The organism is Bacillus sp. AFS077874, assembly GCF_002566505.1.
In the GTDB taxonomy this organism is placed as follows: Bacteria; Bacillota; Bacilli; order Bacillales; family Bacillaceae_G; genus Gottfriedia.
In genome coordinates, this window is record NZ_NUYF01000005.1 from 291,406 (window position 1) to 317,379 (window position 25,974).

The following is a 25,974-nucleotide window of genomic DNA, read 5'->3' on the forward strand; positions in this document are numbered from 1 at the left end:
ATTAATTAAAGAGATTAGATAAATGTAAATACCTTTCGCCCTTATTACTATAAAGGTGGTGTTAGTTTGAATCACTCTGATTGGATTAAATTAAGTGTAAGACTTGCTTACGAAAACTTATTAAATAAGAATGGTGGGCCATTTGGAGCTGTTATTGTCCAAGATGGAAAAGTAATTGGTGCCGGCGTAAATGGAGTCACAACTTTAAATGATCCAACTGCACATGCAGAGGTCCAAGCAATTCGAAACGCATGTCAAAATTTAGGTACCTATTTATTAAAGGATGCTGTCTTATATACTAGCTGTGAACCATGCCCGATGTGTCTAAGTGCCGCCTATTGGTCTAGAATTTCAAAAATATATTATTTTTTCACAAAAGATGATGCTGCAAAAATTGGATTTGATGATGCACATATTTATGATGAACTTTCATTGCCATATGAAGATCGAACAATCCCTAGTGAACAAATTATGATTAAGGTCAAAGATATTGAAAACCCTTTCATTGTTTGGTCAAAAGATGAAAGTCATATACATTATTAATCGGTATAAGAAAAGGTTGCTCATTAATAATAATGGGCAACCTTTTCTTAATTTTGTTTTATAAATTTTAATCATTTAGCTCATGATCTTGCTCAGACTCTTCAATTACCACTAAATTTGTTGCATCATCTTTTTCGTTATTATTTTCTTTCCAAATTTTATACTTTTCAATATCTTTGTTAATTTGTTTAAATGTATACGCTAAAATCGTTGCATCATCTAAAAAGCCTAAACCGACGATAAAATCAGGTATTGCGTCAATTGGACTGACAAAATAAATTAATGCTCCAATTACTGTCAAAATTGATTTTGTGGAAATATCTCTATAACTGCCATTAATATATGATTTAAATAAATCAATAAATAAATTTACTTTTTCCCAAGCTTCACCTAACGCACCTTTTTTATCCGGAGCCAGCTTAGCTGCTTTTTTCAATAAATTCGTTGATTTTTCTTTATTTCCTAAATAGGAAGAAGCTTTCTTTAAATACTTTTTAAAAAACTTATTTTCATTTAACTCAGACATTTTTTCTCCTCCCTTTTTTATAGTTTAACAAATATAAAAACAAGATGAAAGTATGAAAAACCACTAATCAATTGATTAGTGGTTTCACGCCTTTCACTGTGAAAGGCCTTAGTATGTGGAATTACTTATTATATAACTCTTCTACTTGCTTTTGTAAATCCTTGTTCTCTAAGAACTCATCATAAGTACATTCTTTATCAACTAAACCGTTTGGTGTTACTTCAATGATACGGTTTGCAATTGTTTGAATGAACTGATGGTCATGAGATGTAAATAATGCAGTACCTTTGAAGGCAATTAAACCATTATTTAATGCTGTAATTGACTCTAAGTCTAAGTGGTTAGTAGGATCATCTAATACTAATACGTTTGCTCCACTTAACATCATTTTTGAAAGCATACAACGAACTTTTTCTCCCCCAGATAGAACAGAAGCTTTTTTCATTACTTCCTCTCCTGAGAATAGCATACGTCCTAAGAAACCACGAAGGAAGCTTTCAGACTCATCTTGTGGAGAGAACTGACGTAACCATTCGATCAAGTTCATATCACTTTTTTCGAAGAACTCAGAGTTATCTTTAGGGAAAAATGCTTGAGAAGTTGTTACACCCCATTTAAATGAACCAGTATCTGGCTCCATTTCACCCATTAAGATTTTAAATAAAGTTGAAATTGCAACGTCATTTTTACCAACAAACGCAATTTTATCTCCTTTATTTACAGTAAAACGTACATTATCTAATACTTTTTCACCATCGATTGTTTTTGAAATTCCGTCAACAGTTAATAAATCATTCCCAACTTCTCTCTCTGGCGTAAATCCAACGAATGGATAACGACGAGAAGATGGTCTAATATCATCAAGTGTAATTTTATCTAATAGTTTTTTACGTGAAGTAGCTTGTTTTGCTTTTGATGCATTAGAGCTAAATCGAGCAATAAATCCTTGTAGTTCTTTAATTTTCTCTTCTTTTTTCTTATTAGCATCCGACATTAATCTTTGAGCTAATTGACTTGATTCATACCAGAAATCATAGTTACCAACATAAAGTTGAATTTTACCAAAGTCTAAATCAGCCATATGCGTACATACTTGATTTAAGAAGTGACGGTCATGTGATACAACGATAACTGTGTTTTCAAAGTTAATTAAGAAGTTTTCTAACCATTGAACAGCTTTAAGATCTAAGTTATTCGTTGGCTCATCTAGTAAAAGAATATCTGGTTGACCAAATAGTGCTTGAGCAAGTAAAACTTTTACTTTCTCACCAGCTTGTAATTCAGCCATTTTTTTATCATGTAAGTCTTCAGTAATGCCAAGACCTTTTAATAAAATCGCAGCTTCTGATTCTGCTTCCCAACCATTTAACTCTGCAAACTCACCTTCAAGTTCTGCAGCTTTCATGCCATCTTCTTCAGTGAAATCTTCTTTCATGTAGATTGCATCTTTTTCTTTCATTACTTCATAAAGACGTGTATGACCCATAATAACTGTTTGAAGAACTTCAAACTCTTCATATTCAAACTGGTTTTGTTTTAATACTGCAAGGCGCTCACCTGGCGTTACAATAACATCACCTGTAGAAGGCTCGATATCACCAGATAAAATTTTAATAAAAGTAGATTTACCCGCACCATTAGCACCAATTAAACCGTAACAGTTACCTGGTGTAAATTTTATATTAACATCATCAAATAATTTTCTGTCCGCAAAACGCAAACTAACATTGCTTACTGTAATCATATTAATTTTATTCCTCCAACTCTTTTGCTCTACTCTTTACAATACCATACTTTAAAGGGAAATTAAATTTTTTCTAAAATAAATTCATAAACATTCACCATATTTTGTAAAAAAACAGCTTTATTTAGTTTTTCATTTCCTTTTTAAAGGCAATATATGAGTATATAGTTGTGAACCCAACTAAAAATATGATTAATGGAATGACAATTATTCCTTTATTACTCACTGGTATAAAATAAAGCAATATAAAACATAAACCAATGATCATAAATAATCTACCGCTAACACGATGTGTTTTTTTCCAAACATTTTCACTACTTAATGTCCATGGTGTACGGACGCCAATAAAATAATTCGAACGAACATGGGGCATATAATTTCCAAGAAACATAAACAAAAGACCAATAAAGAGAAAGCTCATTGAACCAATATGAACGTTATAACCTAAACCATAAAATAAAACACTCATATTAATTAAAAAGAAAATAAATAAAATCCCTGTTGCCATAAAGTACAAGCTTCTTTGGAATAACTTATAATTCTCTTTCCTTGGATCAATCTTCGGAGTAACAATTGGTAATAAATAAACGAAAAGCATGAGCGCATGAAGCTCGATAAATGTTTGCATTTTTGAATCGTAATTATTAACATTTCCTGAAAAATCCCAGTGAACTGGTAGTTGACTTGGTAAATCATGAAAGTTAATAATCCATAATACGAGTGAACAAATAAATAGTAAAATTGCTATGATATGCTTCTTCAAAAAATGTCACCTCTCAATTATTTTTCTTTAAAACTATATGCCCAACTTATAATTTCTTGGAAAACCGTCATATTTAGAGAATAAATAATAAATTGCCCCTTCTTTTCATCTTGAATTAACTGGGCTGATTTTAATATTTTAAGATGCTGCGAAATACTAGGTTTTGACATATCGAATTGTTCTGAAATTTCTCCAGCAGTTAAATCCTTCTCTTTTAATAAATCTAAAATTTTCCTTCGAGTTGGATCCGATAATGCTTTAAATAATTCGTTCACATTTCACACCTCTAAGATTTAGTATTTAGTTAATTAACTAAATACTAAATCTCATTTGTCTAATTGTCAATTATGCTAAAATTAGAAACAGAATATTTTAAGTTTTTATTCCGTTTCTATATAATTTAAATTAAACAACAAATTTTGGAAATAAAAAGATTAGAGGTATGATCATGGCAAACAAACTATATTTTGAACACCCCTCATTAAAAAAATGGTTTACTAAAATTACTGAAATTAAAGAAGTTGACTCTTTATTTCATATCAAACTTGAGGATTCATCATTTTATCCTGAGGGTGGCGGGCAACCATCTGACTTCGGTACAATTAATGGAATCGAAATTGTTGATTTAATAGAAGATGATGAAGAAGTGATCCATGTCTTAAATGAAAAACCAGATACAAATGAAGCAACATGTGAAATAAATTGGGATCGAAGAATTGATCATATGCAGCATCATAGTGGCCAACACTTACTTTCAGCAACAATTATTGAACTATTTGATATTCCTACTGTAAGTTTTCATTTAGGAAAAGAGACAGTTACGATTGACTTAGATACACCTTCTCTTTCTGCTGAACAATTAAATCAAATTGAAAGAGCAGTTTATGAAAAGATTCTTGCTAATATCGAAATTAAAACTTACTTCGTAAATAAAGAAGAATTAAATACACTTCAACTACGCAAATTACCAAAAGTTGAAGATAACATACGAATTGTTGAGATTTTACATACAGATTTATCTGCTTGTTGTGGTACACATGTAAAACAAATAGGTGAAATTGGATTAATTAAATTAATTAAAACTGAAAAAGTAAGACAAACTACTCGACTTCATTTTAAATGTGGCTATAGAGCACTAGAAGAAGTTCAAAAAACTAGTAAAACATTATCAAATATTAATCAATTATTTAATACACATACTGATCAAGTTAAGGATAAAGTCGAAACGACGATTAATGAATTCAAAGAAGCGCAAAAAGAAATCGAGAAAATGAAAGAAACAATCTTTAACTCAATCTCTAACGAGTTACTATTAAACGCAACGAATGATATCATTATTAAAACATTTGAAGAAGAATCAGTAAAAGACTTACAATTACTCGCAAAGACAATCCAATCGAAAAAACCTTCATTACTTGTTTTTTCAAGTGTAAAAGAGCAAAAATTATTGCTAATTAATCAACTTAAAAATGATGTGCATTGCGGGGAACTAATTAAAAATTTACTAAAACAGGTTGAAGGAAAAGGTGGAGGCGGTGCAGGGCAAGCACAAGCGACATTCGAAACATCAATCCAATTAAATGAAGCTGAAAATACTCTTAAACGTATTCTTCTTAGTCAGGTAAATGTGTAATTCATTAGAAAAAACAATTTTCTCATAAAAAAAGATTGTCAAGTTAGACAATCATTCTAAAAAGAACAACGACGGACTGCTCAAGTCCACAGTTGTTCTTTTCTTTTTATGTATTCATTTCAGTCTATTCAACCGAATACTTATAGAATTTTTTATCGACCTTCATTACTGGAAAATTCTCAGGTAACTCGGTAACTTCTACACTTGTAAAACCATTTTTCTCATAAAATCTATGAGCTGCTAAAAATTGAGGAGTTGTTCCAAGATAAATTGCTTTTATTGACATTTCTTTCGCCCATTTAATGGCATTATTTAATAAAAGACTTGCAGTTTTATATTTTGCACCTCTGTATTCTTTGTCTACAAACATCTTTCTTAATGCAACTTCTTGATTCCCTATGTCTAAAAGACTGATTGTACCAACTACTTTATCGCCATCAAGAGCAACCCAAAAATTCCCGTTTCCATTCTGATAAAATTCTTCTATTGTAAACAAATCAGGCTGGTCATCCTTGGTGATCTTAATATTGTATTCTTTTTGCTGAATATCAAGAATCAAATCTACTACTTGAGCTTGATAATCATTAGAGTATTCTTTCACTATTGGACTGCTGTTCATGAATATACACCGCCTTTAAAATAATTTAACCACTTCTCTTTACTATCACTGTTACCTCTTTATTCAATATAGAGATCGAGATGTCCTTTTAGTTGCATATGTGTAGGGACAATAATAGATAAAAATTTACATTTCAGGCGGAATTTTATATGTAACTTTCCCATCTCCGTCTAAAAACTCCATACGAGGAATATCATTTTCGTCTACTACCATTCTAATTCGAGGTTTTCCTTTGCTATCTGATAGTTGAACTGTTATTTCACCTATAGAATTCTTCCCCATAAAGGCACGTGGGGTATTTCCTTTCCAAATATTTTCTAACTCTCTATCAACTTCCGGTTCAGTTAATTCAGAGTTTTGTATTTTATGTGTTCTTTCTACAAGATCTGGTAAAGGTGTATTTGGTCTATCATAAATCGAAATTCCATAATTTCTTTGCTCATTCTCATCAATATAATGCATTTGTACAACTTGATCTTGTTTATACTAATCAAAGGTTAAAGAGGCGTATGATTCATAGTTTCCTAGTTCATCTTTTTTACTTCCAAAAATAAGTCCTCCACACTCATCACCTTCTCCGTTATAAAACATTAATCCAGCAATAGGAACTTTCTGCCTGTGACCTGGAAGAAAATCTTTTCCATCCATAATTGCAGGTGGAATGTTTTCATTATTAAAAATTCTCATTCTTACAGTTCCATCTTTATCGACAATATTTATATTTTCAACATTAATACTTTTGAATTCAGCCATAAAAAATTCCTCCTATATATCCATATATAGGAGTTTCTATGAAAACCCATTATTTTCCTTTATTATAGACTCATAACAAAATCCTTTTGTAACTAAACTGCCATTATGTTGAAAAAGAAAAAAGCTACAGAAGCAGCTTAAAGGTTGTTCAACTAATGCATGCGTTAGTTGTATAAGGAAATTTAAGTTTATTTATTAATCTCCTACTGCAACAATTTGTTTTCCTTTTCGTTTCATCATCCATTTCACGATTTTCTAATAGATCTATTTGCTTCTGAATCTCTTTCGTTTCAGAAGCTTTTCTATTTTTCAGCTTTTTTTTATGATCTTTATTGAAATCATTAAATGCTTGATCCATTCCAAAACTTCTTAAAACTAAAGGATGTTTCATTATTTCTGGTTGATTTTTCCCTAAATAGTCTTGAAACTGGACATTGAATAATTCAATCGCTTGTTTCAATTCGGACCTATTCACAATGAAACAAGATTTTCCAGGAATATGAGTGGAGTATACAATTTTATATCCGTCATACCATAGATCATTCTGTTTATGATGGTAAAAAACGTGAATTTCATCTTCAAATCTTTTAAAGACTAATTCAGTTTGATATGCATCATGAGTCAAACATACTTCTTCAGTAGGAATAATGTCTTTTAAATCATGGTTCATTTGAAATAACATTCCGAATAAAGGATAATTCGCATGTTTATGTTCATAAGTAAATATATTACCCTCCCATTCACCTGATTGAATATATTTTGCTAATTCACTACTTTTTGTTACAGGTGAAAAATTTATGAAGAAAGATTTTTGATTATTAATAATATTAATTGAGGTCTCAAAGTGTTCAAATAACTCTTCAATTTTATCCTCAAAAAGTACAAACTTTTTAAATTCTATATCTAGTTTAAATGTCATCGATTTTCCTCCAAGACAAATGCTTACTTACTAATATAGCATAAAAACCTTGTTATTCTTGTTCAACTAAACTGCCATTTTGTTCAATAAAAAACGAGCCATTTTTGTGACTCGTGATCTTCAACTATCGGTAGCGTTAGTTGCATAAGAATTCAAAATATATGTATCAAAAAAGTTGTTTAATTTGCAATTATTTTGCGGTAATGAAATTAAATATCAAAAATAAAGGAAATATCTTCTTGACAGTCGAATATTTGCCTAGAACCATATTTAACTATTCCGATGAGGAGGATTCTTGTGCGTCCACGACCATTATCTATTGAAAATCCAGAGCATTATAGGTATGTAAGTCTTGTGCCAGATGGAGATATTATAGAAATACTTAGTAAGCAAAGAACTAATACCATTACCCTCTTAAGCAGCTTATCAGAGGAGTCAGCAAGGAAGGCGTACGCACCAGGGAAATGGACTTTAAAAGAAGTGATTGGGCATATGACCGACTCGGAACGTGTGATGTCGTATCGAATGCTTGCCATTGCACGAAATGAAAGTGCACCACTCCCAGCAATGGATCAGGATCAATACGTTTCTGCGGCAAACTTCAACAAATTATCCTGGGAGCAGCTACTAGCTGGTTTAGACACGGTACGCTACAACACGTTAAGTCTTATTTCAACTATTGATGATGCAGCGTGGGATCGAAATGGAACTGTAATGAACAGTCCAGTTTCGATAGGTACCATTGCATATGGCATTGCCGGGCACGAGTTACACCATATGAAAGTGATTAGTGATAAATACTTATAAGTCTTTTTATAATAATGAAAAAATCTAATTTCTCATTTAGGGTGCGTTAGATAAAGAAGCAGCAAAAAAAAGGATCTTCCTGGAGGGTCCTTTTTTTATTGCCGATAACGGTATTGGTAAACTAGATTTACATACAATACTCAAGCGAAATTGAAGTGGTTCTTGTTCAACTAAAGCATGCGTTAGTTGAATAAGAAAAAAATCTCTCAAAATTAACTTCTATACTTATCCTGAAGCTCTTTAAATTGTTCTTCATATTTTTTTAACCTCTTCAAATCAACTTTTGAATTTAAAAACGGTTTTCGTTTACCGATAACCATTACATCTTTATTATCTATTGAATTAGACATAAAAATGTATGGTTGGAAAAAATCACATTTGGTTTTCGTTAACGTGACGGATAATCTTGCATATTCTTCAGTAGGAAACTGATTAGAGACACTTAGTTCTTGAAGACTTGTTAAATGTGAAATCGGTTCTAATGATTCATCTTTTGCAGTTATAAATAGAGGTTTTTCAATTTAGCTAAATACTTTATCGGTTCCAATGTATTTAGCTTTAAGGTATTCCAAATACCTCCTTCAAGTTTTAATGTTTCCAGCTCCTTACAGATCTTTAAATCACTTATATCATGAAGTCTTTTAAAATCAATAATTCCCAAGAATTTTAAGTTAGTATTTTTATTTAGATTCCATAATCTACTTGCCTTTGTGTTCCACTCTAACTCAAGTGTCTCGACGTTTGAAAGTCTTTCAAGTGATGATAAATCCTCTACCCTCATTTCTTTGATATAAAGAAATTTAGGATTTACTAATTCAATAATCCTATTAAACTCAGTTTGATTAACCGAATATAACCATAACTTTTGTAAATTTGATAATGATCTTAGTTTATGTATATTTTTAGTTTTACCTTGTATTTTTAATTCAGTTGTTGAAATATCTACTCTATCTAAATTACCAGTTATGCTTAATTCATGATTTTCTTGAATCACTTTGTCTCTACTCCTTTTACACAAATTCAAAAAATCACTATATTTTTTCATTTTCCGATGATAAGTATACCATTTTCTTATTCCACTAAACTGCCATTCTTGTTGTTCAACTAATGCATGCGTTAGATGTATACGTCATATAGAATTAAGTTTATTTTTTTCTTTCCAGTATAGAATAAGTGCTTGGTGCATTTCTTTTGGTTTTTCAATCTCAATCCAATTTATGCTACCACTATATCTCCAAAAAATATTTTTTAAAGGAAGTTTATGTCTTAATCTAACTTGCTCTTCTTTATAAATGAAAACTCGTATAAATGTTGATTTTGTAAACCATTCATTATCATTTTTATGCATTTCAATATTCTCAATTTCATTCCAAAAAATTTTGTTACCTTTAAAATCAACTACTACACCTTCATCATCCCAATATACTCCTTTACCTCTTTTTCTCGAAACGAATATAGTGTATGCTGACCAAAATAGTAAAAAAGTAAATGCTATCAATCCAATCCAATAGAACAAATTTGAAACAGTAAAACGACTTAAACTAACTGTGAACAAAATTGTTAAAAATAGTGAAATTAAAGCAAATACTATGAAAAAAAACATCAATTGGATTTTAGCCTTATAAACTTTCATTCTTATTGTTTTCAACTCCTGTTAGTAATACTTTTTTTGCCTTAATAGATTTAATAAGTTAATTATATAGTTCATATCAACTTTTGTAATTGGGGTAATTGTGTTAGTTTCATAAAAGTTCAAACTATACTTATTGCACTAAACTGCCATTTACTTCAATAAAAAAACCCACATATTTGCAGCTTGATCTTCAACTTATAAAACGTGTAAATTAGTAATTGAAAATGATAAAACATTATCTGATTGATTCGTTATTCCTTCACAAGACAATGTTAAGTCTCTTTCCTCATTATTTATCCAAAGTTCAAATTCCATTACATATCCTTTTCCAACATCGTACTCAATATAGTTAATCTTCTCGTTAGCTAAATCAGGTGGAATTGTGAGTGTACCCTTTGATTTAGTTCTTCTTTAATGTCCTCGATTGTAAGTTCCTCAATTAGTTTGGATCTAATTTTTACAAAATCTTTATCTACTAAATCCAAAATAGTTTCTTTAAGTAATAACATTAATTTTTCTTTTAAATTCATAATTCCACCACCTATTATGAATTTAATTATACAGTATCTTATTGCACTAATCTGCCATTTAGCCACCCATGGATCGCATGCGCTGCACCACAGCGAATGAAAATGTATGGGAAGTGTCTATACTGATACTGATTTGATCCAGTCAACTGAAATCACTAGGCTTTTTAGTTAACTCTTTTTAGTTAACTCTACTCTTTTTTAACGATTCAGCAGAGTTTTCTTTAGTAATGTCATTTATCTATTTATGAAGAAACTAATTTTCAGGGTAGTTGAACTAAAAAAAGGATGCCGTAGCACCCCCCTATTCTTTCATTAACATAAGCTACCCGTTACTTTAGGTACAATAATTCACAAACTATTGATGAAGATTATAAATAGATATATCTTCTAATCAACTACGTTTACTAATTATTATTTTTCTGTACATTCCATTCATCATTACATTTTTATCTTCATTTATCGTTAAATTTTTATTATTTCTACAGTACAGCTCTTCAAAATTCAATCCAATATCTGTTCCTAAAACTTTAATAAGTGGTCTAAGAAGTTTTTTTGGTAAAGATAATTTATGTTCTTTAGATACGAATTTGTCAAAAACAATTATCTTTCCTTCTTTTTTTAGAATCCTTGTCATTTCTGTTAAACACTTATCTGCATCAGGTACAACGGAAAGAATAAGACTGGCAACCACATAATCAAATGTTTCATTTTTAAACTTCATATTTTGAGCATCCATTTCTATGAACTTAATAGAGGAATTCTTGAATTTTTCCCTTGCCCGATTTAGCATATCAGGTGAAAAATCAATTGCTGTTATAATCAAATCCGATGGATTAATTAACTCCAAATCAGCACCTGTTCCTACGCCAACAAATAAAACTTTTTGACCACTATTAAAAGGTATCTGCTGAAATATTTGTCTTCGAGCTTTTAAGAAAACACCTGAATTAAAAATTCTATCATATATTGGAGACCAGATTCTATATATTACTCTATTCCAAGAATTATTCATTACTTTCCTCTCCTGAAGGTTTCTAATTGCGTTTATTTACTATTTCTATACTAATTATTTGAATTCCTCTAATTGAACTAACCTGCCATTTAGTGACATAAAAAAAATCGACTAAACAGCCGATCTTGTTGTTCAACTAATGCAAGCGTTAGTTATATAAGGAAAAATAAATTACTCTAATTCTTCTTGGATGAATTCTAATTCATCTTGGATGATTTCTAATAAGAAATCTCCAAAATCATCTGCAATTAGTTCTATTGATTGGTCACTAAATTCTTTTCCCAAATTAATAGAAACAACAGCAGGTTCATTTTCTCGATTAAGTTTATTAAAATCTAAACAAAATAGTTCACCCATACCCGTGGCATAAATAATAAGATAATTTTCTGGCAAACCAGTATTTTTTCTTTGTTTGATTGTGTACCATATAGCATCTGGAACAGAAGAGTTTATAAAGTCATCGTCAATTACTCCATATACTTCTTCTGAGCCGAAATCTCCAGCTCCATAATTAATGAGAAAATGGCGATATATCTTTGAAAATTTTAACCCTAAAGTAGTTTCTGCTTTTTCAATTAAACTTTCTGAACGCTTTCCTACAAAATCGGATTCTTCTTGATTTTGCTCGATTATTTCAATTGCTTTTTCATAATTTGACCAACTCATTGTTCTCCCCCATAATGTTCATTTGATGTTAATATACCATATAATTTCTCTTTTCTTATTCAACTATATAGCCATTTTGTTGAATAAAAAAATCGACTAAACAGCCGATCTTGTTGTTCAACTAATGCAAGCGTTAGTTCAATATCAATTATTTTACTAATTATATATTTTTAAATGGTTCATACTAACGTTAAATAACAATTAGTTATGAAAAAATTCTTCATGTAAAAATTATTTAATCACACAGGTTCACAGTTTTTTTGAAAGGTTGTAATTATTGGATGTTTTAAAATACGTTATTCCTTTTGGATTTATCTTAATCCTTATATTAATAGGATACATTGTTTTTAAAAAACTGGACTAAGTCATTATGTAACTAATGCATTCGTTAGATGTATAACGAATTTGTTTTATTATCTATTAGCTTAGCTATGATAGACTGTTAATCACCAAAAGAGAGATTGTATTAAGTAATAATAGTAAATCCAGGACTTAACTTTTTATTTTGTCGTACAATCTTTATTCTTTGAATTAGTAAAATACATAAAAGCAATCCAGCAAAAATATTAAATGTCAAACGCACTTCAATTCCCCCATTTATAATTCTTAATTAATTATACACTTCATACGACTTAGATAATTTGGGGGAATTTCACATTTTTTTATATAAAATCTGAAAATCCTTATGTAACTAAACTGCAATTTAGTTAAACAAGCACCACTTCAACAACCAAATTAATCAAAACCCATATTCTACTTTTTCAATTTTATTTCGATATTACATAGTCTTTTTTTACTATTGATGAGATAATAGATTTTGTCGAATAAGATTAAGGGTAAATGGGGAGAAATTTTTATGTGGAAAAACCGAAACGTTTGGATCGTGTTGTTCGGTGAGTTTGGAGCTGGTATAGGTCTTTGGTTCGGAATTATCGGAAATTTGGAATTTATGCAAAAACATGTCCCTTCTGATTTCTTTAAATCGTTAATTCTTTTTTTCGGTTTATTAGCAGGAGTTTTTGTTGGTCCGTTGGCTGGAAGGTTAATTGATCAATATTCAAAGAAAAGGATTTTATTAATTAGTGGTTTAGGTCGGACTTTAAGTGTAATTCTTATGTTTTTTGCAATACAATACGAAAGTATTATTTTCATGGTCTTCTTTTTAGTTATGCTGCAAATTTCTGCTGCATTTTACTTCCCAGCGCTTCAAGCTGTTATACCAATGATTGTGAAAAACGAACAGTTATTAACTTTAAATGGCATTCATATGAATATTTCAACAATATCAAGAATTGCCGGAACTTCAATTGGTGGTATTTTAGTTGTATCAACTAGTCTCACAAATGTATATGGAATGAGTATGCTGGCATATGCATTTTTGTTTTTAATGACGTTCTTTTTACGAATTGAAGAACCTATGATCAAACCAGTTAATATAGAAAAAACAAATAAATCTAAATCTGATAAAGGATTCGGTGAAATATTTGCACTCATAAGAAAAAGTCCAACAATCTTAAATTTATTTATCTTAAACCTGATTCCGGTACTTTTTCTTGGCGGATTTAATTTAATGGTAATCGAAATAAGTGATCTTCAACATGATCCTTCAGTTAAAGGCCTTATTTATACAAGTGAAGGTATCTCATTCATGATTGGAGCATTTGTCATTAAACGATTAACAAAAAGGTATACGAATAAGCAATTATTATACTTTTCAACTTTTTTAGTAGCTTTTGCTCAGCTATCACTTTTCTTTGCAGATCACCATTGGTTGACACTTATCTCATTTGCAATTTTCGGATTTTCAGTTGGTTGCTTCTTTCCTGTTTGTTCAACTGTTTTCCAAACTTCAATTGACAAATCATATCATGGTCGACTTTTCTCATTTAGAAGTATGTATGACAGGGTAACATTCCAGATTGTCCTTTTAAGTACAGGACTATTTTTAGATACTATTGGTTTACAATATATGGTTTTAATTTTCGGAACGGTTTCTCTCTTAATTCTTGCTAGATTATTATATAATGACAAAAAATCTAAAAAAGAGTTAGTAAATGAAAAAGCTCAAAACTTATCATTGTAATTAAAAGAGGCTGTCTCAAAAGTCAGGTTAACTGACTTTTGAGACAGCCTCTTTTTCATTATTTTAATTGGAGTAATCAGGGGTATTACAACAGAGCTTTTCATATGTTGGTCATCTAATCGATCTCGTTTTTAAATAATGGATAGATTTTTAATGTATTTACTATTAATTAGAACATATTTACTAGTAAATAATATAAAAGTATCAACAAATCTTACAGTTTTAAAGTCATAATACCCTAACCCGTACAGGTAATTATAAATTTTATTTGCGATTATCATAGATTTAATTGCAGTTTTTTTATTTTTATTTGCGGTTCTCGATGTATAATTGCAGTTTTGCTACTTTTATTTGCGATTTTCAGATTTTATTTGCAGTCCGCTGTTTTTTTGTAGTTTTTCATCATTTATTTGCACAGATAGATTACTTATTTGTAGTCCACTTTTTCTTCCATAAAAAAAGGGGTCCCATACTAATTACAATGTAGGAACACTCTATTTTATTAAAATTCAATATCCATAAGCAGCTAAAAATTCATTCAAACTTGAATACAGAGTAACGACTTCCCATTTTCGTTCAAATTCATAGGCAGTACATACTTCCCCTGATTCCTCGTTGATGAAAATAACATCATCTGTTTCGTCATCGAAGCCAATTATTAACCAATTTTCTGGCCATTGTATTTTTTTACTTAAGTCCTTTTTAGCCTCATTTAAATCTTCTTCTTTTATAAAATAGATCGTCATATTTTCATTTGAGACTTCATCTATATCTATTCCTTTAATTCTTGAAAACCATTCGTTTTGCATGCTATTCCCCCACTTCCAATAAGAAAGCCTGTATCAACCAAGTGATCACAGGCTAACTTTTTTACTTTTGTGCTTTTTTTGATTCAGATAAATTTGATTTATCTTCGTAGTTTGGTTGTTTTTGACCGGCGTTATTTTTTCTTCCACCATTTCCACGTCCCATTTCTTTCGCCTCCTTAAATTGTCATAAAAATATTTTATACAATTAAGGTAAGACTATCCCATTAAATTACAGGAAGAAAAAATAGATAACAAATTGGATAAAAAGAATGATCCAATAACCAAAAACAAATTTTGGATGCTTTGTTTTATGTTTAAAATAATACATTCCTAAAATTGAACCAATCGAACCTCCGATAATTGCAAATAAAAATAAGATGCGTTCAGGAATTCTCCATGCTTTTCTTTTTGCCCGAGACTTATCAATTCCCATAATTGCAAATGAAACAATGTTTACGATTACTAAATAAAACATAAAATACCCTACCATTTTGATCCCTCATAAGACTCGTTTATTTTGAAATTTTTGCTATTTTACTACCAGTTGTTTGTATTAAATCTTTTGCATTCAACTGAAGTTGTATACCTATTTTTCCACCGCTAACAATAATCTCTTCTATATTATTAACAGATTCTTCAATAAAAGTAGGGTATTGCTTTTTCATACCAATTGGTGAACAGCCACCTCGAACATATCCTGTACTTGCTAAAAGGTCTTTCACTGGCAATAATTCTACTTTCTTTTCTCCAGTAGCTTTTGCTGCTAATTTTAAATCTAATTCTTTTTCGACTGGTATGACAAATACATAAATGGCCTTGGATTGACTGATTGATACAAGTGTTTTATAAACTAATTCAGGATCTTCATTAATTTTATTTGCTACAGAAACCCCATCAATCTTTCCGTCATTCGAGTCATAATTTAAGGTTGTATAGTTAACTTTTTTTGAATCTAACATTCTCATTGCATTCGTTTTACTTACAGCCATTTTTACTCCTTTCAATGCTACAAACATAATGTATTTTTAGGCAGAAATTGATTGTTTTTTATTTCGACTTTTAAGTTTTTGTTCAATGGATTTCATAAACGGTGTAGTTGAGACCGCAAAAACGATACAAGCTAACCAAATAAATGAAAATGAGATGAAGTCTTTCTTTGAAAAACTTTCATCGTATAATAAAATCCCAATTAATAAACTAATAGTTGGTGATATAAATTGCAAAAATCCAACATAAGTATACGGAATTAATTGTGCTGCTTTACCGAAAAACAATAAAGGAATAATTGTTACTAAACCAGCACCTACTATTAATAATTGCTCAATTGGTGCACTTTGTACAAGTCCTGCTTGGCCTTTAAAAGCTAGGAAACCAAAGTATAGTAAGGCCACTGGAAAAATTAATAAAGTCTCTATTGTAAGGCTTAAAAAAGAGTCGATATTTAAAATCTTTTTCAATAATCCATAAAAAGCAAATGTTAAAGATAAAAGTATTGCGACGATCGGTAACGTACCAGACATGATTGTTAAATATCCTACCCCTATTGTTGCTAAACAAACTGAAACGATTTGCCAAATTGACAGTGACTCTTTCAATACGATTACACCAAGTATAATACTAACTAATGGATTAATATAATAGCCTAAGCTTGCATCAAGAATATGATTTGAATTGACCGCCCAAATATAGATTAGCCAATTGGTACTAATTAATAGTGAAATAGCAATCATTGAAACTAATACTTTTTTATTACTTACAATTTGCTTCCAAGTAATTTTGAATTGCTTTAATTTTTTTGTAAGAAGAATGAAAAGTATTAACGTTACAAAAGACCATATAATACGATGTGTTAATATTTCAAAAGGTGAAATATCTTGAATTAGTTTCCAATAAATTGGTAAGACACCCCAAACCACATATGCAAGTACACCGTACAAAATCCCTTTAAGTGTGTTGTTCATTCTCTCCCAGCTTTCTTTTTCAATATTAGTGTGCTATTTCAACCTTTTTTTCTTCAGATTGTTCAGACGGTAAAAATAAGACGAAAATAAACGTAATAATACTAAATATCGCCATAAATAAAGTAATGATTTCAAAACCAGCAGTTACAGCTTTTACTGTCGATAGATGATTGATTTGATTATGAGCATTAAGTACCAATTTTTGACCATTCAATACTTCAGATGCCTTAATCGTAAAAATGGTTCCTAACACAGCAACCGTAATTGTTTGCGAAAAAGTATTTAAAAAGGAATTTGCGGCAATTGCAATACCCCTTTGGTTCATATCTACAGCTGATGAAATTAGGATCATATAAATTGGAAAAGATAATCCAAAGCCAAGTCCTAAAAATGCATTAAATGGATAAATTAATATTTTTGAATCATGGAAAAAGTTCATCCCTAAGGCACCTATAATACATAAGAAAGCACCTAATAGGATAATATTTCTTGCCTTCATTTTCTTAATGAAACGACCAGATAAAAATGAACCTATTGTCCAAGCAAATGAAAGTGGAATTAACATTAAACCTGACTGTGTCGCACTTAATCCAAACACACTTTGATTATAAACTGGTAAATACACCTCGATCGAGATTAGAAGTGCATGTGCAATAAACATTGCTGCATATGTTACAACTAAATGACGGATTTTGAATAAAGAAAGTGGTAATAATGGTTCCTTTGCTCTTGTTTCAACAAAAAGAAATAACCCAAATAAAATAATTGCAAATGCAAAAAGGAATAGTAAATTCGGAGAAGTCCAGTTATGTTGCTCTCCCCCTACAACTAAAGCATATAAAGCTGATAAAGTACTTAATATAAAAAGAATGGACCCTAAATAATCAATTGAAATATTATTTTTGCGGTCAATTTTTTGGTGATAATATTTCCAAAATAGAATAATAGAAATGATTCCGAATGGAAAATTAATAAAAAAGATATAACGCCAAGAAATGAAGTCTACAAAAAATCCTCCGACTAATGGACCAATTACACTTGAAACTGCCCATACTGCACTAATATACCCTTGCACCTTAGCCCTTTCTTGGAATGGATACAAATCACTTATTACTGTCATCGTTAAAGGTAATGCAGCACCAGCACCTAGTCCTTGAATTGTACGAAATAATATTAATTGACCCATATTTTGTGAAAAACCACATAAAACTGAACTTAAAATAAATAAAATGATACCAAACATTAATAAGTTTTTACGACCATATAAATCCGATAGTTTCCCATAAATCGGTGTTGTTACAGTCATTGCTAACATATAAGCTGCAAAAATCCAACTCATCAACTTAACACCAGATAATTCTGTAGTGATGGTAGGTGTGGCAGTTGTAATAATCGTCCCTTCAATCGCAGACAATGTAACAGCTACCAACAACCCGATCGTCACTAGCCTTCGATTTGTTTCCATAGTATACCTCCATCCGAGAGCAGATATAAGGATTGTATTTTTTTAGAATAGATAAATATTCCTATGCACCCTTAAAAATAATAGAAGCTCTAATGGAGCTTCTATTGTTTCATTGCCTACTTTTTCCAATTTGATTCAATAAATTCGTCTCTTCCAGACATTGCTCTATCTTCTTTATAGTGTTTTGGATTTTTTTTATGATAGTCTTGGTGATACTCTTCAGCCTCATAAAAAGTAGTTGCCTGTAATATTTCAGTTACGATCGGTTTCTTAAAAATATTACTTTCAATTAATTTTTCTTTTGATTCCATTGCTTCCTTAAGCTGTGAATCATTATGAACAAAGATTGCAGCTCGGTATTGTGAACCTCTATCTTGGAATTGACCGTCTGGATCTGTTGGGTCAATTTGTGGCCAAAATAATTCTAATAGTTTTTTGTATGAGAATAATTCATCGTCAAATGTAATTTGAACTACTTCATAATGACCAGTAGTCCCCTTTTTAACCTCTTCATACGTAGGGTTTTCTAATTCTCCACCCATATAACCTGAAACAATACCATGTATACCAGGTAAATCCTCAAACGGTGTTACCATACACCAAAAACAACCACCTGCAAATGTAGCTTTTTGAATCATTTTAAATCCTCCTTACATCACCTAGTTTACATAACATTATTATGACAAACCTGTATATTTCTTTAATCTTATCTTATCTCTTTTAAAAGAATTTTTAAATATTTTAGCTCATAATTTTCCAATTTTTTATAAAATGAATTCCGCTAGCCTGATTGGACCTTTAAAAACTGAAAAGACGATAAAAAACAGACATCAATTGTCTATTTGAATGACAATTATGTCTGTTTTCTTATACTGTTTTAAGCAGCCATTGACTTATTATTGTTTTTGATTCTTGTTCCAACGAACAACCAAATCACAAATAGTAATAAAATTAGTTGTGGAATGATACTTTCAAGGGATGGATAAATCCCTAATTTAGGTATTATTGGAAAAATAGTACTCATATGGTCTGGCATATAGCCAATTCCTTGTAATGCATGAATACTTTGACCAATGAATTTAAACGTCAAGTAATAAATACATAAACTTGCGATTGTAAAAAACGGCTTTAAAGGAATAAATTTGCTTCCTTTTAAGATGAAAATTCCAATTACAATAAGTAATATAATTCCACCTGCAAAACCAGTAATCAATTCTTTCGCTGTAATTGAAGAACTCATACCGATATAGAATACGACAGTTTCGGCACCTTCTCTAAATACTGCGAAAAATGAAAGTAAACTTAATGAAAGAATTCCTCCGCCTGCGATAGCTGCTTTTGCTTTTTCTTTCATCTTACTACCATATTCTTGTTGACGAGATTGTTTATGCAACCATAACCCAACTGTTAACATGAAAACAACTGCAATTAGACCAGAGATCCCTTCAATTAATTGATTACTAATTCCGGCTGAGATTTTTGATAATAAAAACTGGAATAATAAACCGGCTACTAAACTAGCTAGAATACCAAAAGCACCACCAACGAAGATCCACTTACGTGCTGATTCTTGTTTACCTTTTGACACTAATGCTAGTAAAGCAGAAATAATAATTAAAGCCTCTAAACCTTCACGAAATACAATAGTTCCTGCATCAAACATCGTATAAGATGTTTTCTTCGTAGCTAAGTTTAAATTGTTTTGAATTTGTTTTAATGTTTTCATCGTTGTTGCAGATTTTGGCTTTTCAGTTAATTGAGTTAATGCAATGGATGTATCATTTTCAATCTTCTTATATAATTCCATTGAATTTGCTTGAACCATTACTTCAACATATGGCCAATCTTGTATAAATTCATTAAATGTTGATTGTGCTTTCTCTGTATCATTTGATTCTACATAATTGATTGTTTGATCGAGTAGTTTAATTGCTTTCTCAATACTTACTTCTTTTGTTGAGTCACTACTTGGATTATTCAATACATCAATTAATTTAGTAAAAGAATTATTTATTTTAGTAATTGACGGATTTTCAGTAAACAAAGTTGACCTTGAAGTAATCATATTTGCTTCGATTGAACCATAAAAACCACTGTTTGCTTTTCTTATATCATTTTCAACCTTCGACCATTCAATTTCAAAAAGCTTATACTCTGATTGTGCTTTTTCCCAATTCGATTCATTTGATAAAGTTTTAACATTATTTAAATGTGATACTAGTTTAGTAAGATTAATTTGAGAAAGATCTTTTTTATCATTCGTATTTTCGATCCACTTTTCTGCTTCAAAAGCTATCCCGCGAATATCATCTTTAACTGTTGCAAGTTCATTTTGATCAATATCTTTAATCGCTTGGTCAACTAGTTTATTTAATTTTGAAGTTTTTTTCTCATTTTTAATTAAATCTTTAATCGCTAATAAATCTGTTTTTACTTTATCTTTTTCACCATTTTTAACTTCTGTTAATGAGTTACCAATATGTGAAAGTACTTGTTCTTGAAGATCAGTTTCAGCAAATGCTTTATGAAACGGACTAAAAATTAAACTAAAAAATAGTAAACTAGCTATTAAAAGTATATTTTTTTTCATGCAATTCACCTACTAAAGTAATCCTTCACCAATATAGCTTCCGTTCTTAACCCCTGGGAAGCATGCAAATACTGCACTACCATTATGCTCAATGTATTCATTCAATAAATCCAATTTCGCTAATTTATCTTGTAAAGGAATAAATTGTTTTTCTAAGTCTCTTTGGAAACTAACAAATAGTAAGCCTGCATCTAATTTTCCTGTTTGGATATCAAGTCCGTCAGTATATGAATAAGATCTTCTTAAAATTTTAATTTTTCCATTTCCTTTTGCTAAGGCAACATGTGAATTTGCAGGAATCAGTAATTTCCCATTATCATCTGTTTTCTTTAAATCGATTTTAGCAAATTCACTACTTTCACCGATTGGAGCACCAGATGCTCTTTGACGTCCAAATGTTTGTTCTTGATCTTGTAATGAACTACGATCCCATTCCTCTACACGTATACGAATACGTCTTGCAACTAGATAAGAACCACCTGTTAGCCAAGCTGGGCCATCGCCATTTTGTACCCAAATATGTGTATTCATTTCTTTTTCATCTTTAGTATCTGGATTTCCAGTACCGTCTTTAAAACCCATTAGGTTCCTAGGTGTACTACCAGATGGATCCGCTCCAGTTGAACGTTGGAAGCCGTGTTGCATCCATTTTAAACTAACCGTTCCGCGTCCGATTCGAATCAAGTTTCTTACACCATGAAAAGCCACTTGTTGATCGTTTGCACAAACTTGAACTACGATGTCTCCACCGTTCCATTCCTCTCTTAAATCATCACCAGGGAAATGAGGTAAATCTTTTAACCCCGATGGTTTACTTGATTGAATTGATAATCGATCAAAAAATGTAGGGCCAACTCCAAATGTAAACGTAAGCTTCATTGGTTGTAAACCTGTTGCTTCACCCGTATCAATTGGTGGTGACGAAGGAAATTCAGAATCACCTAGTTCCTTTCCTTCACTCATTAAAGCTGCTGCTTCAGTCCATTTTTTAAACATTGTTTTGACATCTGCTTTTGAAGTAGTTTCTAGTTTAAATGACGCCAAATATATAAAATCTTGAGCAGGAGTTGTAATACCTTGTTGTTGCTTACCATAAAACGGAAAAATCTCTCTTGCATCCGCTTTAGCTGGTGAAAAGAAATTAGTTACCTTTTCAGTAGCTGCTTCAATTCCAGTTGCACCAATAAGTATACCAGCTCCACCAACTCCCATAAGTTTTAATGCATCTCTTCTAGAAACTTTATTCGTTTCTAATTTTTTCATATTATTTAACTCCTAATGTTGACCCAACTTGAGAGATCGGTTCTGCTAATGCATCTACTTGTTGAGCCAATTTTTTCACTTCATCTTCTTTTAATTGTTTGTAATCAACGTATTGATCACCTTTTTTATAAGTATTTAATGTTGTCATTAAATCATTGAATCTAGTTTCAATTGTTGAAGCTAAATCAGCATCTTTTGCTTTTAGTTTTTCTGATAATAATTGAACGATTTTATCTGAACCTTCAACGTTAGCTGCAAAATCAGCTAAATCCGTATGTGAATATCGTTCTTCCTCACCTGTAACCTTTGAAGATGAAACTTCATTTAATAATTCTACAGGACCAGTTACAAATAATACAGGATCAATTTCAGCTGTTTCTACTTTTGCTCTTAAGTAGTTAGCATCCTTCATAAGTTGATCTGTATATTTTTCAAGACCTTTTGTTGTATTTTGAACCCAAATAACTTGCTCAATTTTATGGAAACCAGTCCATTCATTAGCAGGTACATCACCTTCACGTGCATCGATTTTTGGATCTAAATCGCCAAATGATTCTGCTACTGGTTCAATTCTTTCATAATATGAACGACTAATTGGATATAAACGTTTTGCTTCTGCCATGTTTCCTGCATTAATTGCATCAACGAACTTCTGTGTATTTGATACGAACTCTTCAGTTTGAGATACAACGAAATCTCTATAATTATTAATCTCTGAATCTAAATTTATTTTTGCTTCTACTTTTGATTCTTTTTTTACGTTACTAGCTTCTTCACTTTTTTGTGCACAACCTGCCATCATTAAACTTGTAGCAAGAGAAATTGCGATCATAGTAGTTTGCTTCTTCATGAAAATACCCCCGAAAAATCTAAATTAAATATATGTAATTGATATTGATAACTTTTCTCATTACTTATCATAATACAATTGATAAATATTTTCAATTAGATTCTCAAAAAAAATGACTGAAGCTTGTTCAGTCATTTTAAGCTATATAGAAATTCACCTATTATTCAGGCCAAGTTTTCTAATTAATTTCACTTAATGTTCGTACTTTTTAATATTACCTCAGATATAATTAAGGTACTACAGCTGAAACTATTAAATCATTTAACTGCAAGACTTATAACCAACAACTATTATTCAATCTTAAATAATTTCGATAAATAAGCATTCACAAAAATATTATTCTTATCTAATTGACTTCGAATAGTAAGAAAGTTAGATAATGATGGATACGAGTGATTTAGTTTTTCTATATTCATTGAATGCATTTTTCCCCAATGCGGTCTGCCATTATAGCTTTGAAGAATTTCTTCTATTCTATTAAAATAGTCTTGATGATCCATTCCTTTATACATATGGATTGCGATATACGCTGAATCACGCATCGAAGCAGGACTTATTAAAAAATTATCTCTTTTTACGAATCGACATTCGATTGGGAAATGGACGTTAAATCGTTTATTTTTTATTTCTTCCTGTATTTCTAACGTCGCATCATTCATATATTCAGCTGGAATACTGTATTCCATTTCGTTAAATTTTACATTTCGAGTTGTTACAAATAATTCATGGCTCGGTCCAACCATCCTTGTATTTGGAACACTGCTACCACTTATTTTACTAATTTGAGAACTACTTTTTGGAAAGTTTCTACTAAATTCACTTAATAACCAAAAGGCTTTATTTTCAATGGTTGCTACCTTCCATTTCTCAAATTTAAATGAATGTTTCTTCGTTCTAGTTTCATTCATTATCTTTACTTGAACTTGATCAGAATAAGGGAATAAGTAAAACTCAAAATGTTCATTTTCTTTTTTCAAATTTAGTAGATTACTATAAACTTCATCAATCATTATTTTATTACTCTCATAACGATATGTTTTTGCAGGCTTTATTCTAATTTTAAATTTAACTACTATGCCAAGTAGACCTAACGATACGCCAATTGCCCTATAAATATCTGTATTTTTTGTCTTTGAACAATCTAATAGATCACCTGATGGTAATACTACAGTCATCTCTTCGATTTGTGTAGATAAAATTCCGTGATCAATTCCTGTGCCGTGTGTTCCCGTTAAAAATGCTCCTGCAATCGATTGTACATTAATATCCCCTAAGTTTTCTTGTGAATAACCTGATTCGTATAATTCATTTCCAAATTGCTCAAGCTTAGTTCCAGCCCAGACCTCGGCAATTTGTTCCTCTTTGTTGATTGAAATAACGCCATTTAAATTATCTAGTGACATTAAATAATCGTTCGTTGAAATTAGTGGAGTAAATGAGTGACTTGAACCTACTACTCTTATTTTCTTATTTTCCGAGTTAGCTTTTTTAACGAGGTTTACAACTTCGTCAATCGATGAAGGATACAATACTTGAATTGGTTTAAACTTTACACTTCCAGACCAGTTTTTCCATAACATACTTTTCATAGGAAGCACCCCCTATCTCCTCTGTATGTTGTGAACCGGTCGATGATCTTATTTTTACTTACTACATATAAATGAGAAAAACGCTCAGCAATTTCACCAGACTTACTTGGTCTAAATAAAATGGCTTCTCCTATTTTTAAATCTTCATGTCCTGAATAAAAAACTGGGGTTTGAACTTCACCAGCACCTTCTAGTGGCAATAAAGTACAATGATCTGGGGAATATGGAGTTGGTAATTTTTCTTTTCCAATAGCACCTGATGCGATAAATCCTCCACTTGTGCATGTAAAAATCTTATCCGCTGGTTTTCGAATGATTGGTAAAGCAAAGCCAATTGCTGGCTGATATTGAAAACTTCTGTATTCATCAAATAATGTTGGAGCGTAAAATCCTGAGCCCACTGTTACTTCAGTAACTACTTTCTCCTTTGTCGTCGAGTGAAGACTTCCAGTACCTCCACCATTTACAAACTCAAGATGATAGCCATCTTTTTCAATGTATTTAACAATTTCTCTTCTTTTTTTCGCTATTTCACCTAATGATTTCTTCTTTAAAAACTGGATTATTTTATTTTTCAATACCTTATTTTTTGCAGCATCTCCAACCCCTGCAATTTGTGCCTCATATCCCATAATTCCTTCCAAGCGTACATTCAAGGATTGCAATATATGTGTTAGTAGTGGTACTAAATCTCTAGGTTCTTTTATTGGTGACCTTCTAACTCCAAAATGAAAACCAAAATATGATATACTCATGTCAATGTCGATGCAAAGTGGAATAACAATCTCATTTTTTGCTGCAACCTTTTCAATCATAGTAATTTGTTCAGTCTGATCCACCATACAAATGATTTTTTTACCCTTTTTTATTTGACATGCAATTTTATTTAATCCAATTACATCAACTGTTGGATAACCAATTAATAAATTATCAAATCCATTTTCAGCAAGAAAATCTGCTTCATGGGGGTTATAACACATTAGTCCCTCAAAACAATCATTGCTCTCTAAAATATATTTTAAAACTTGTACACTACGAATTGATTTTGTAGCAATTCGTATTTTCTTACCGTTTGATTTAGCTGCAATATCATCCACATTTTGAACAAAAGCATCCCAATCTAAAAAAGCACAAGGCATAGACAATTTAGAAAATACCGATCGATCGACCATTTATTCACCTATCCCGTAGCATTTTATTTTTAATTTATGCTCAA

Annotated in this window: 29 protein-coding genes; 4 read left to right on the forward strand and 25 right to left on the reverse strand. The window is 30.9% G+C overall.

What is annotated here, in order from left to right; genetic code table 11:
* Positions 1 to 66 precede the first annotated feature (66 nt).
* A complete protein-coding gene (locus COJ46_RS03140) occupies positions 67 to 543 on the forward strand; it encodes a nucleoside deaminase (protein ID WP_097977658.1) in 477 nt (158 codons plus the stop codon).
* Between the two features lie 67 nt (positions 544 to 610).
* Here COJ46_RS03140 and COJ46_RS03145 read toward each other — a convergent pair whose 3' ends face one another.
* The 4 genes from COJ46_RS03145 to COJ46_RS03160 form a co-directional block, all read right to left on the reverse strand.
* On the reverse strand, positions 611 to 1,069 hold the full coding sequence (locus COJ46_RS03145; RefSeq protein ID WP_097977660.1) for a YkvA family protein: 459 nt from the start codon (positions 1,067 to 1,069) through the stop codon (positions 611 to 613).
* Positions 1,070 to 1,190: 121 nt separating this feature from the next.
* Positions 1,191 to 2,813 (reverse strand): ABC-F family ATP-binding cassette domain-containing protein, encoded by a 1,623-nt coding sequence (locus COJ46_RS03150; RefSeq protein WP_097977662.1) that lies wholly within the window; start codon positions 2,811 to 2,813, stop codon positions 1,191 to 1,193.
* 124 nt (positions 2,814 to 2,937) lie between these two features.
* The gene (locus tag COJ46_RS03155; protein ID WP_097977663.1) at positions 2,938 to 3,576 is read right to left on the reverse strand and encodes an SdpI family protein; all 639 of its coding nucleotides are present in this window, start codon (positions 3,574 to 3,576) and stop codon (positions 2,938 to 2,940) included.
* A gap of 17 nt (positions 3,577 to 3,593) precedes the next feature.
* On the reverse strand, positions 3,594 to 3,851 hold the full coding sequence (locus COJ46_RS03160; RefSeq protein WP_097977665.1) for an autorepressor SdpR family transcription factor: 258 nt from the start codon (positions 3,849 to 3,851) through the stop codon (positions 3,594 to 3,596).
* Positions 3,852 to 4,024: 173 nt separating this feature from the next.
* Between COJ46_RS03160 and COJ46_RS03165 the strand changes: the two genes are divergently transcribed.
* A complete protein-coding gene (locus COJ46_RS03165; RefSeq protein WP_176522599.1) occupies positions 4,025 to 5,209 on the forward strand; it encodes an alanyl-tRNA editing protein in 1,185 nt (394 codons plus the stop codon).
* Positions 5,210 to 5,333: 124 nt separating this feature from the next.
* Here the strand turns inward: COJ46_RS03165 and COJ46_RS03170 are convergent, their stop codons facing one another.
* The 4 genes from COJ46_RS03170 to COJ46_RS03180 form a co-directional block, all read right to left on the reverse strand.
* A complete protein-coding gene (locus COJ46_RS03170; protein ID WP_097977668.1) occupies positions 5,334 to 5,828 on the reverse strand; it encodes a GNAT family N-acetyltransferase in 495 nt (164 codons plus the stop codon).
* Between the two features lie 126 nt (positions 5,829 to 5,954).
* Positions 5,955 to 6,290, reverse strand: coding sequence for a hypothetical protein (locus COJ46_RS24900; protein ID WP_286133608.1), 336 nt, complete (start codon positions 6,288 to 6,290; stop codon positions 5,955 to 5,957).
* Between the two features lie 24 nt (positions 6,291 to 6,314).
* Positions 6,315 to 6,581, reverse strand: coding sequence for a hypothetical protein (locus COJ46_RS24905; protein WP_286133609.1), 267 nt, complete (start codon positions 6,579 to 6,581; stop codon positions 6,315 to 6,317).
* Positions 6,582 to 6,729: 148 nt separating this feature from the next.
* The gene (locus COJ46_RS03180; protein WP_097977670.1) at positions 6,730 to 7,500 is read right to left on the reverse strand and encodes a hypothetical protein; all 771 of its coding nucleotides are present in this window, start codon (positions 7,498 to 7,500) and stop codon (positions 6,730 to 6,732) included.
* Positions 7,501 to 7,797: 297 nt separating this feature from the next.
* Here COJ46_RS03180 and COJ46_RS03185 point away from each other — a divergent pair, with 297 nt between their 5' ends.
* Complete coding sequence (locus COJ46_RS03185; RefSeq protein WP_097977672.1) at positions 7,798 to 8,307, forward strand: DinB family protein; 510 nt, start codon at positions 7,798 to 7,800, stop codon at positions 8,305 to 8,307.
* A 499-nt stretch (positions 8,308 to 8,806) separates the two neighbouring features.
* Here COJ46_RS03185 and COJ46_RS25215 read toward each other — a convergent pair whose 3' ends face one another.
* The 6 genes from COJ46_RS25215 to COJ46_RS03205 all read right to left on the reverse strand — a co-directional run bounded on the left by COJ46_RS25215 (position 8,807) and on the right by COJ46_RS03205 (position 12,148).
* Entirely contained in the window at positions 8,807 to 9,301 is a 495-nt protein-coding gene (locus COJ46_RS25215; protein ID WP_353615944.1) for a hypothetical protein, read from the reverse strand.
* A gap of 135 nt (positions 9,302 to 9,436) precedes the next feature.
* Positions 9,437 to 9,940: a hypothetical protein gene (locus COJ46_RS03195; RefSeq protein WP_097977673.1), complete on the reverse strand. Its 504-nt coding sequence runs from the start codon at positions 9,938 to 9,940 to the stop codon at positions 9,437 to 9,439.
* Between the two features lie 195 nt (positions 9,941 to 10,135).
* Positions 10,136 to 10,321 carry a DUF7668 domain-containing protein gene (locus tag COJ46_RS25320; RefSeq protein ID WP_420488341.1) on the reverse strand — a complete coding sequence of 62 codons (186 nt, stop codon included), beginning with the start codon at positions 10,319 to 10,321 and terminating at the stop codon, positions 10,136 to 10,138.
* Entirely contained in the window at positions 10,306 to 10,470 is a 165-nt protein-coding gene (locus tag COJ46_RS24340; protein WP_176522600.1) for a hypothetical protein, read from the reverse strand. The genes COJ46_RS25320 and COJ46_RS24340 overlap by 16 nt, the downstream gene beginning before the upstream one ends.
* A 391-nt stretch (positions 10,471 to 10,861) precedes the next feature.
* Positions 10,862 to 11,482, reverse strand: coding sequence for a class I SAM-dependent methyltransferase (locus COJ46_RS03200; protein ID WP_097977675.1), 621 nt, complete (start codon positions 11,480 to 11,482; stop codon positions 10,862 to 10,864).
* Between the two features lie 171 nt (positions 11,483 to 11,653).
* Positions 11,654 to 12,148, reverse strand: coding sequence for an SMI1/KNR4 family protein (locus COJ46_RS03205; protein WP_097977676.1), 495 nt, complete (start codon positions 12,146 to 12,148; stop codon positions 11,654 to 11,656).
* 856 nt (positions 12,149 to 13,004) lie between these two features.
* Here COJ46_RS03205 and COJ46_RS03210 point away from each other — a divergent pair.
* Positions 13,005 to 14,231, forward strand: a complete 1,227-nt coding sequence (locus COJ46_RS03210; RefSeq protein ID WP_097977678.1) for an MFS transporter — start codon at positions 13,005 to 13,007, stop codon at positions 14,229 to 14,231.
* 509 nt (positions 14,232 to 14,740) lie between these two features.
* Here the strand turns inward: COJ46_RS03210 and COJ46_RS03215 are convergent.
* From COJ46_RS03215 to COJ46_RS03265, 11 genes are all read right to left on the reverse strand, one after another.
* On the reverse strand, positions 14,741 to 15,040 hold the full coding sequence (locus tag COJ46_RS03215; RefSeq protein ID WP_097977680.1) for an SMI1/KNR4 family protein: 300 nt from the start codon (positions 15,038 to 15,040) through the stop codon (positions 14,741 to 14,743).
* 229 nt (positions 15,041 to 15,269) lie between these two features.
* Positions 15,270 to 15,530, reverse strand: a complete 261-nt coding sequence (locus tag COJ46_RS03220) for a DUF1294 domain-containing protein (RefSeq protein WP_097977681.1) — start codon at positions 15,528 to 15,530, stop codon at positions 15,270 to 15,272.
* Positions 15,531 to 15,552: 22 nt separating this feature from the next.
* A complete protein-coding gene (ybaK, locus tag COJ46_RS03225; protein WP_097977683.1) occupies positions 15,553 to 16,029 on the reverse strand; it encodes a Cys-tRNA(Pro) deacylase in 477 nt (158 codons plus the stop codon).
* A 36-nt stretch (positions 16,030 to 16,065) separates the two neighbouring features.
* Complete coding sequence (gene rarD, locus COJ46_RS03230) at positions 16,066 to 17,001, reverse strand: EamA family transporter RarD (RefSeq protein WP_097977685.1); 936 nt, start codon at positions 16,999 to 17,001, stop codon at positions 16,066 to 16,068.
* 25 nt (positions 17,002 to 17,026) lie between these two features.
* On the reverse strand, positions 17,027 to 18,466 hold the full coding sequence (locus tag COJ46_RS03235) for an MDR family MFS transporter (RefSeq protein ID WP_098565692.1): 1,440 nt from the start codon (positions 18,464 to 18,466) through the stop codon (positions 17,027 to 17,029).
* A gap of 116 nt (positions 18,467 to 18,582) precedes the next feature.
* Positions 18,583 to 19,101, reverse strand: coding sequence for a peptide-methionine (S)-S-oxide reductase MsrA (gene msrA, locus COJ46_RS03240; RefSeq protein ID WP_097977945.1), 519 nt, complete (start codon positions 19,099 to 19,101; stop codon positions 18,583 to 18,585).
* Positions 19,102 to 19,343: 242 nt separating this feature from the next.
* Positions 19,344 to 21,056, reverse strand: coding sequence for an FTR1 family iron permease (locus COJ46_RS03245; protein ID WP_097977689.1), 1,713 nt, complete (start codon positions 21,054 to 21,056; stop codon positions 19,344 to 19,346).
* Between the two features lie 12 nt (positions 21,057 to 21,068).
* Positions 21,069 to 22,319: an iron uptake transporter deferrochelatase/peroxidase subunit gene (gene efeB / locus COJ46_RS03250; protein WP_097977690.1), complete on the reverse strand. Its 1,251-nt coding sequence runs from the start codon at positions 22,317 to 22,319 to the stop codon at positions 21,069 to 21,071.
* A 1-nt stretch (position 22,320) separates the two neighbouring features.
* Complete coding sequence (gene efeO / locus COJ46_RS03255; RefSeq protein ID WP_097977692.1) at positions 22,321 to 23,169, reverse strand: iron uptake system protein EfeO; 849 nt, start codon at positions 23,167 to 23,169, stop codon at positions 22,321 to 22,323.
* Between the two features lie 290 nt (positions 23,170 to 23,459).
* Positions 23,460 to 24,767 carry a D-arabinono-1,4-lactone oxidase gene (locus COJ46_RS03260; protein WP_097977694.1) on the reverse strand — a complete coding sequence of 436 codons (1,308 nt, stop codon included), beginning with the start codon at positions 24,765 to 24,767 and terminating at the stop codon, positions 23,460 to 23,462.
* The gene (locus COJ46_RS03265) at positions 24,755 to 25,930 is read right to left on the reverse strand and encodes an amino acid deaminase/aldolase (RefSeq protein WP_097977695.1); all 1,176 of its coding nucleotides are present in this window, start codon (positions 25,928 to 25,930) and stop codon (positions 24,755 to 24,757) included. The genes COJ46_RS03260 and COJ46_RS03265 overlap by 13 nt, the downstream gene beginning before the upstream one ends.
* Positions 25,931 to 25,974: the final 44 nt, after the last annotated feature.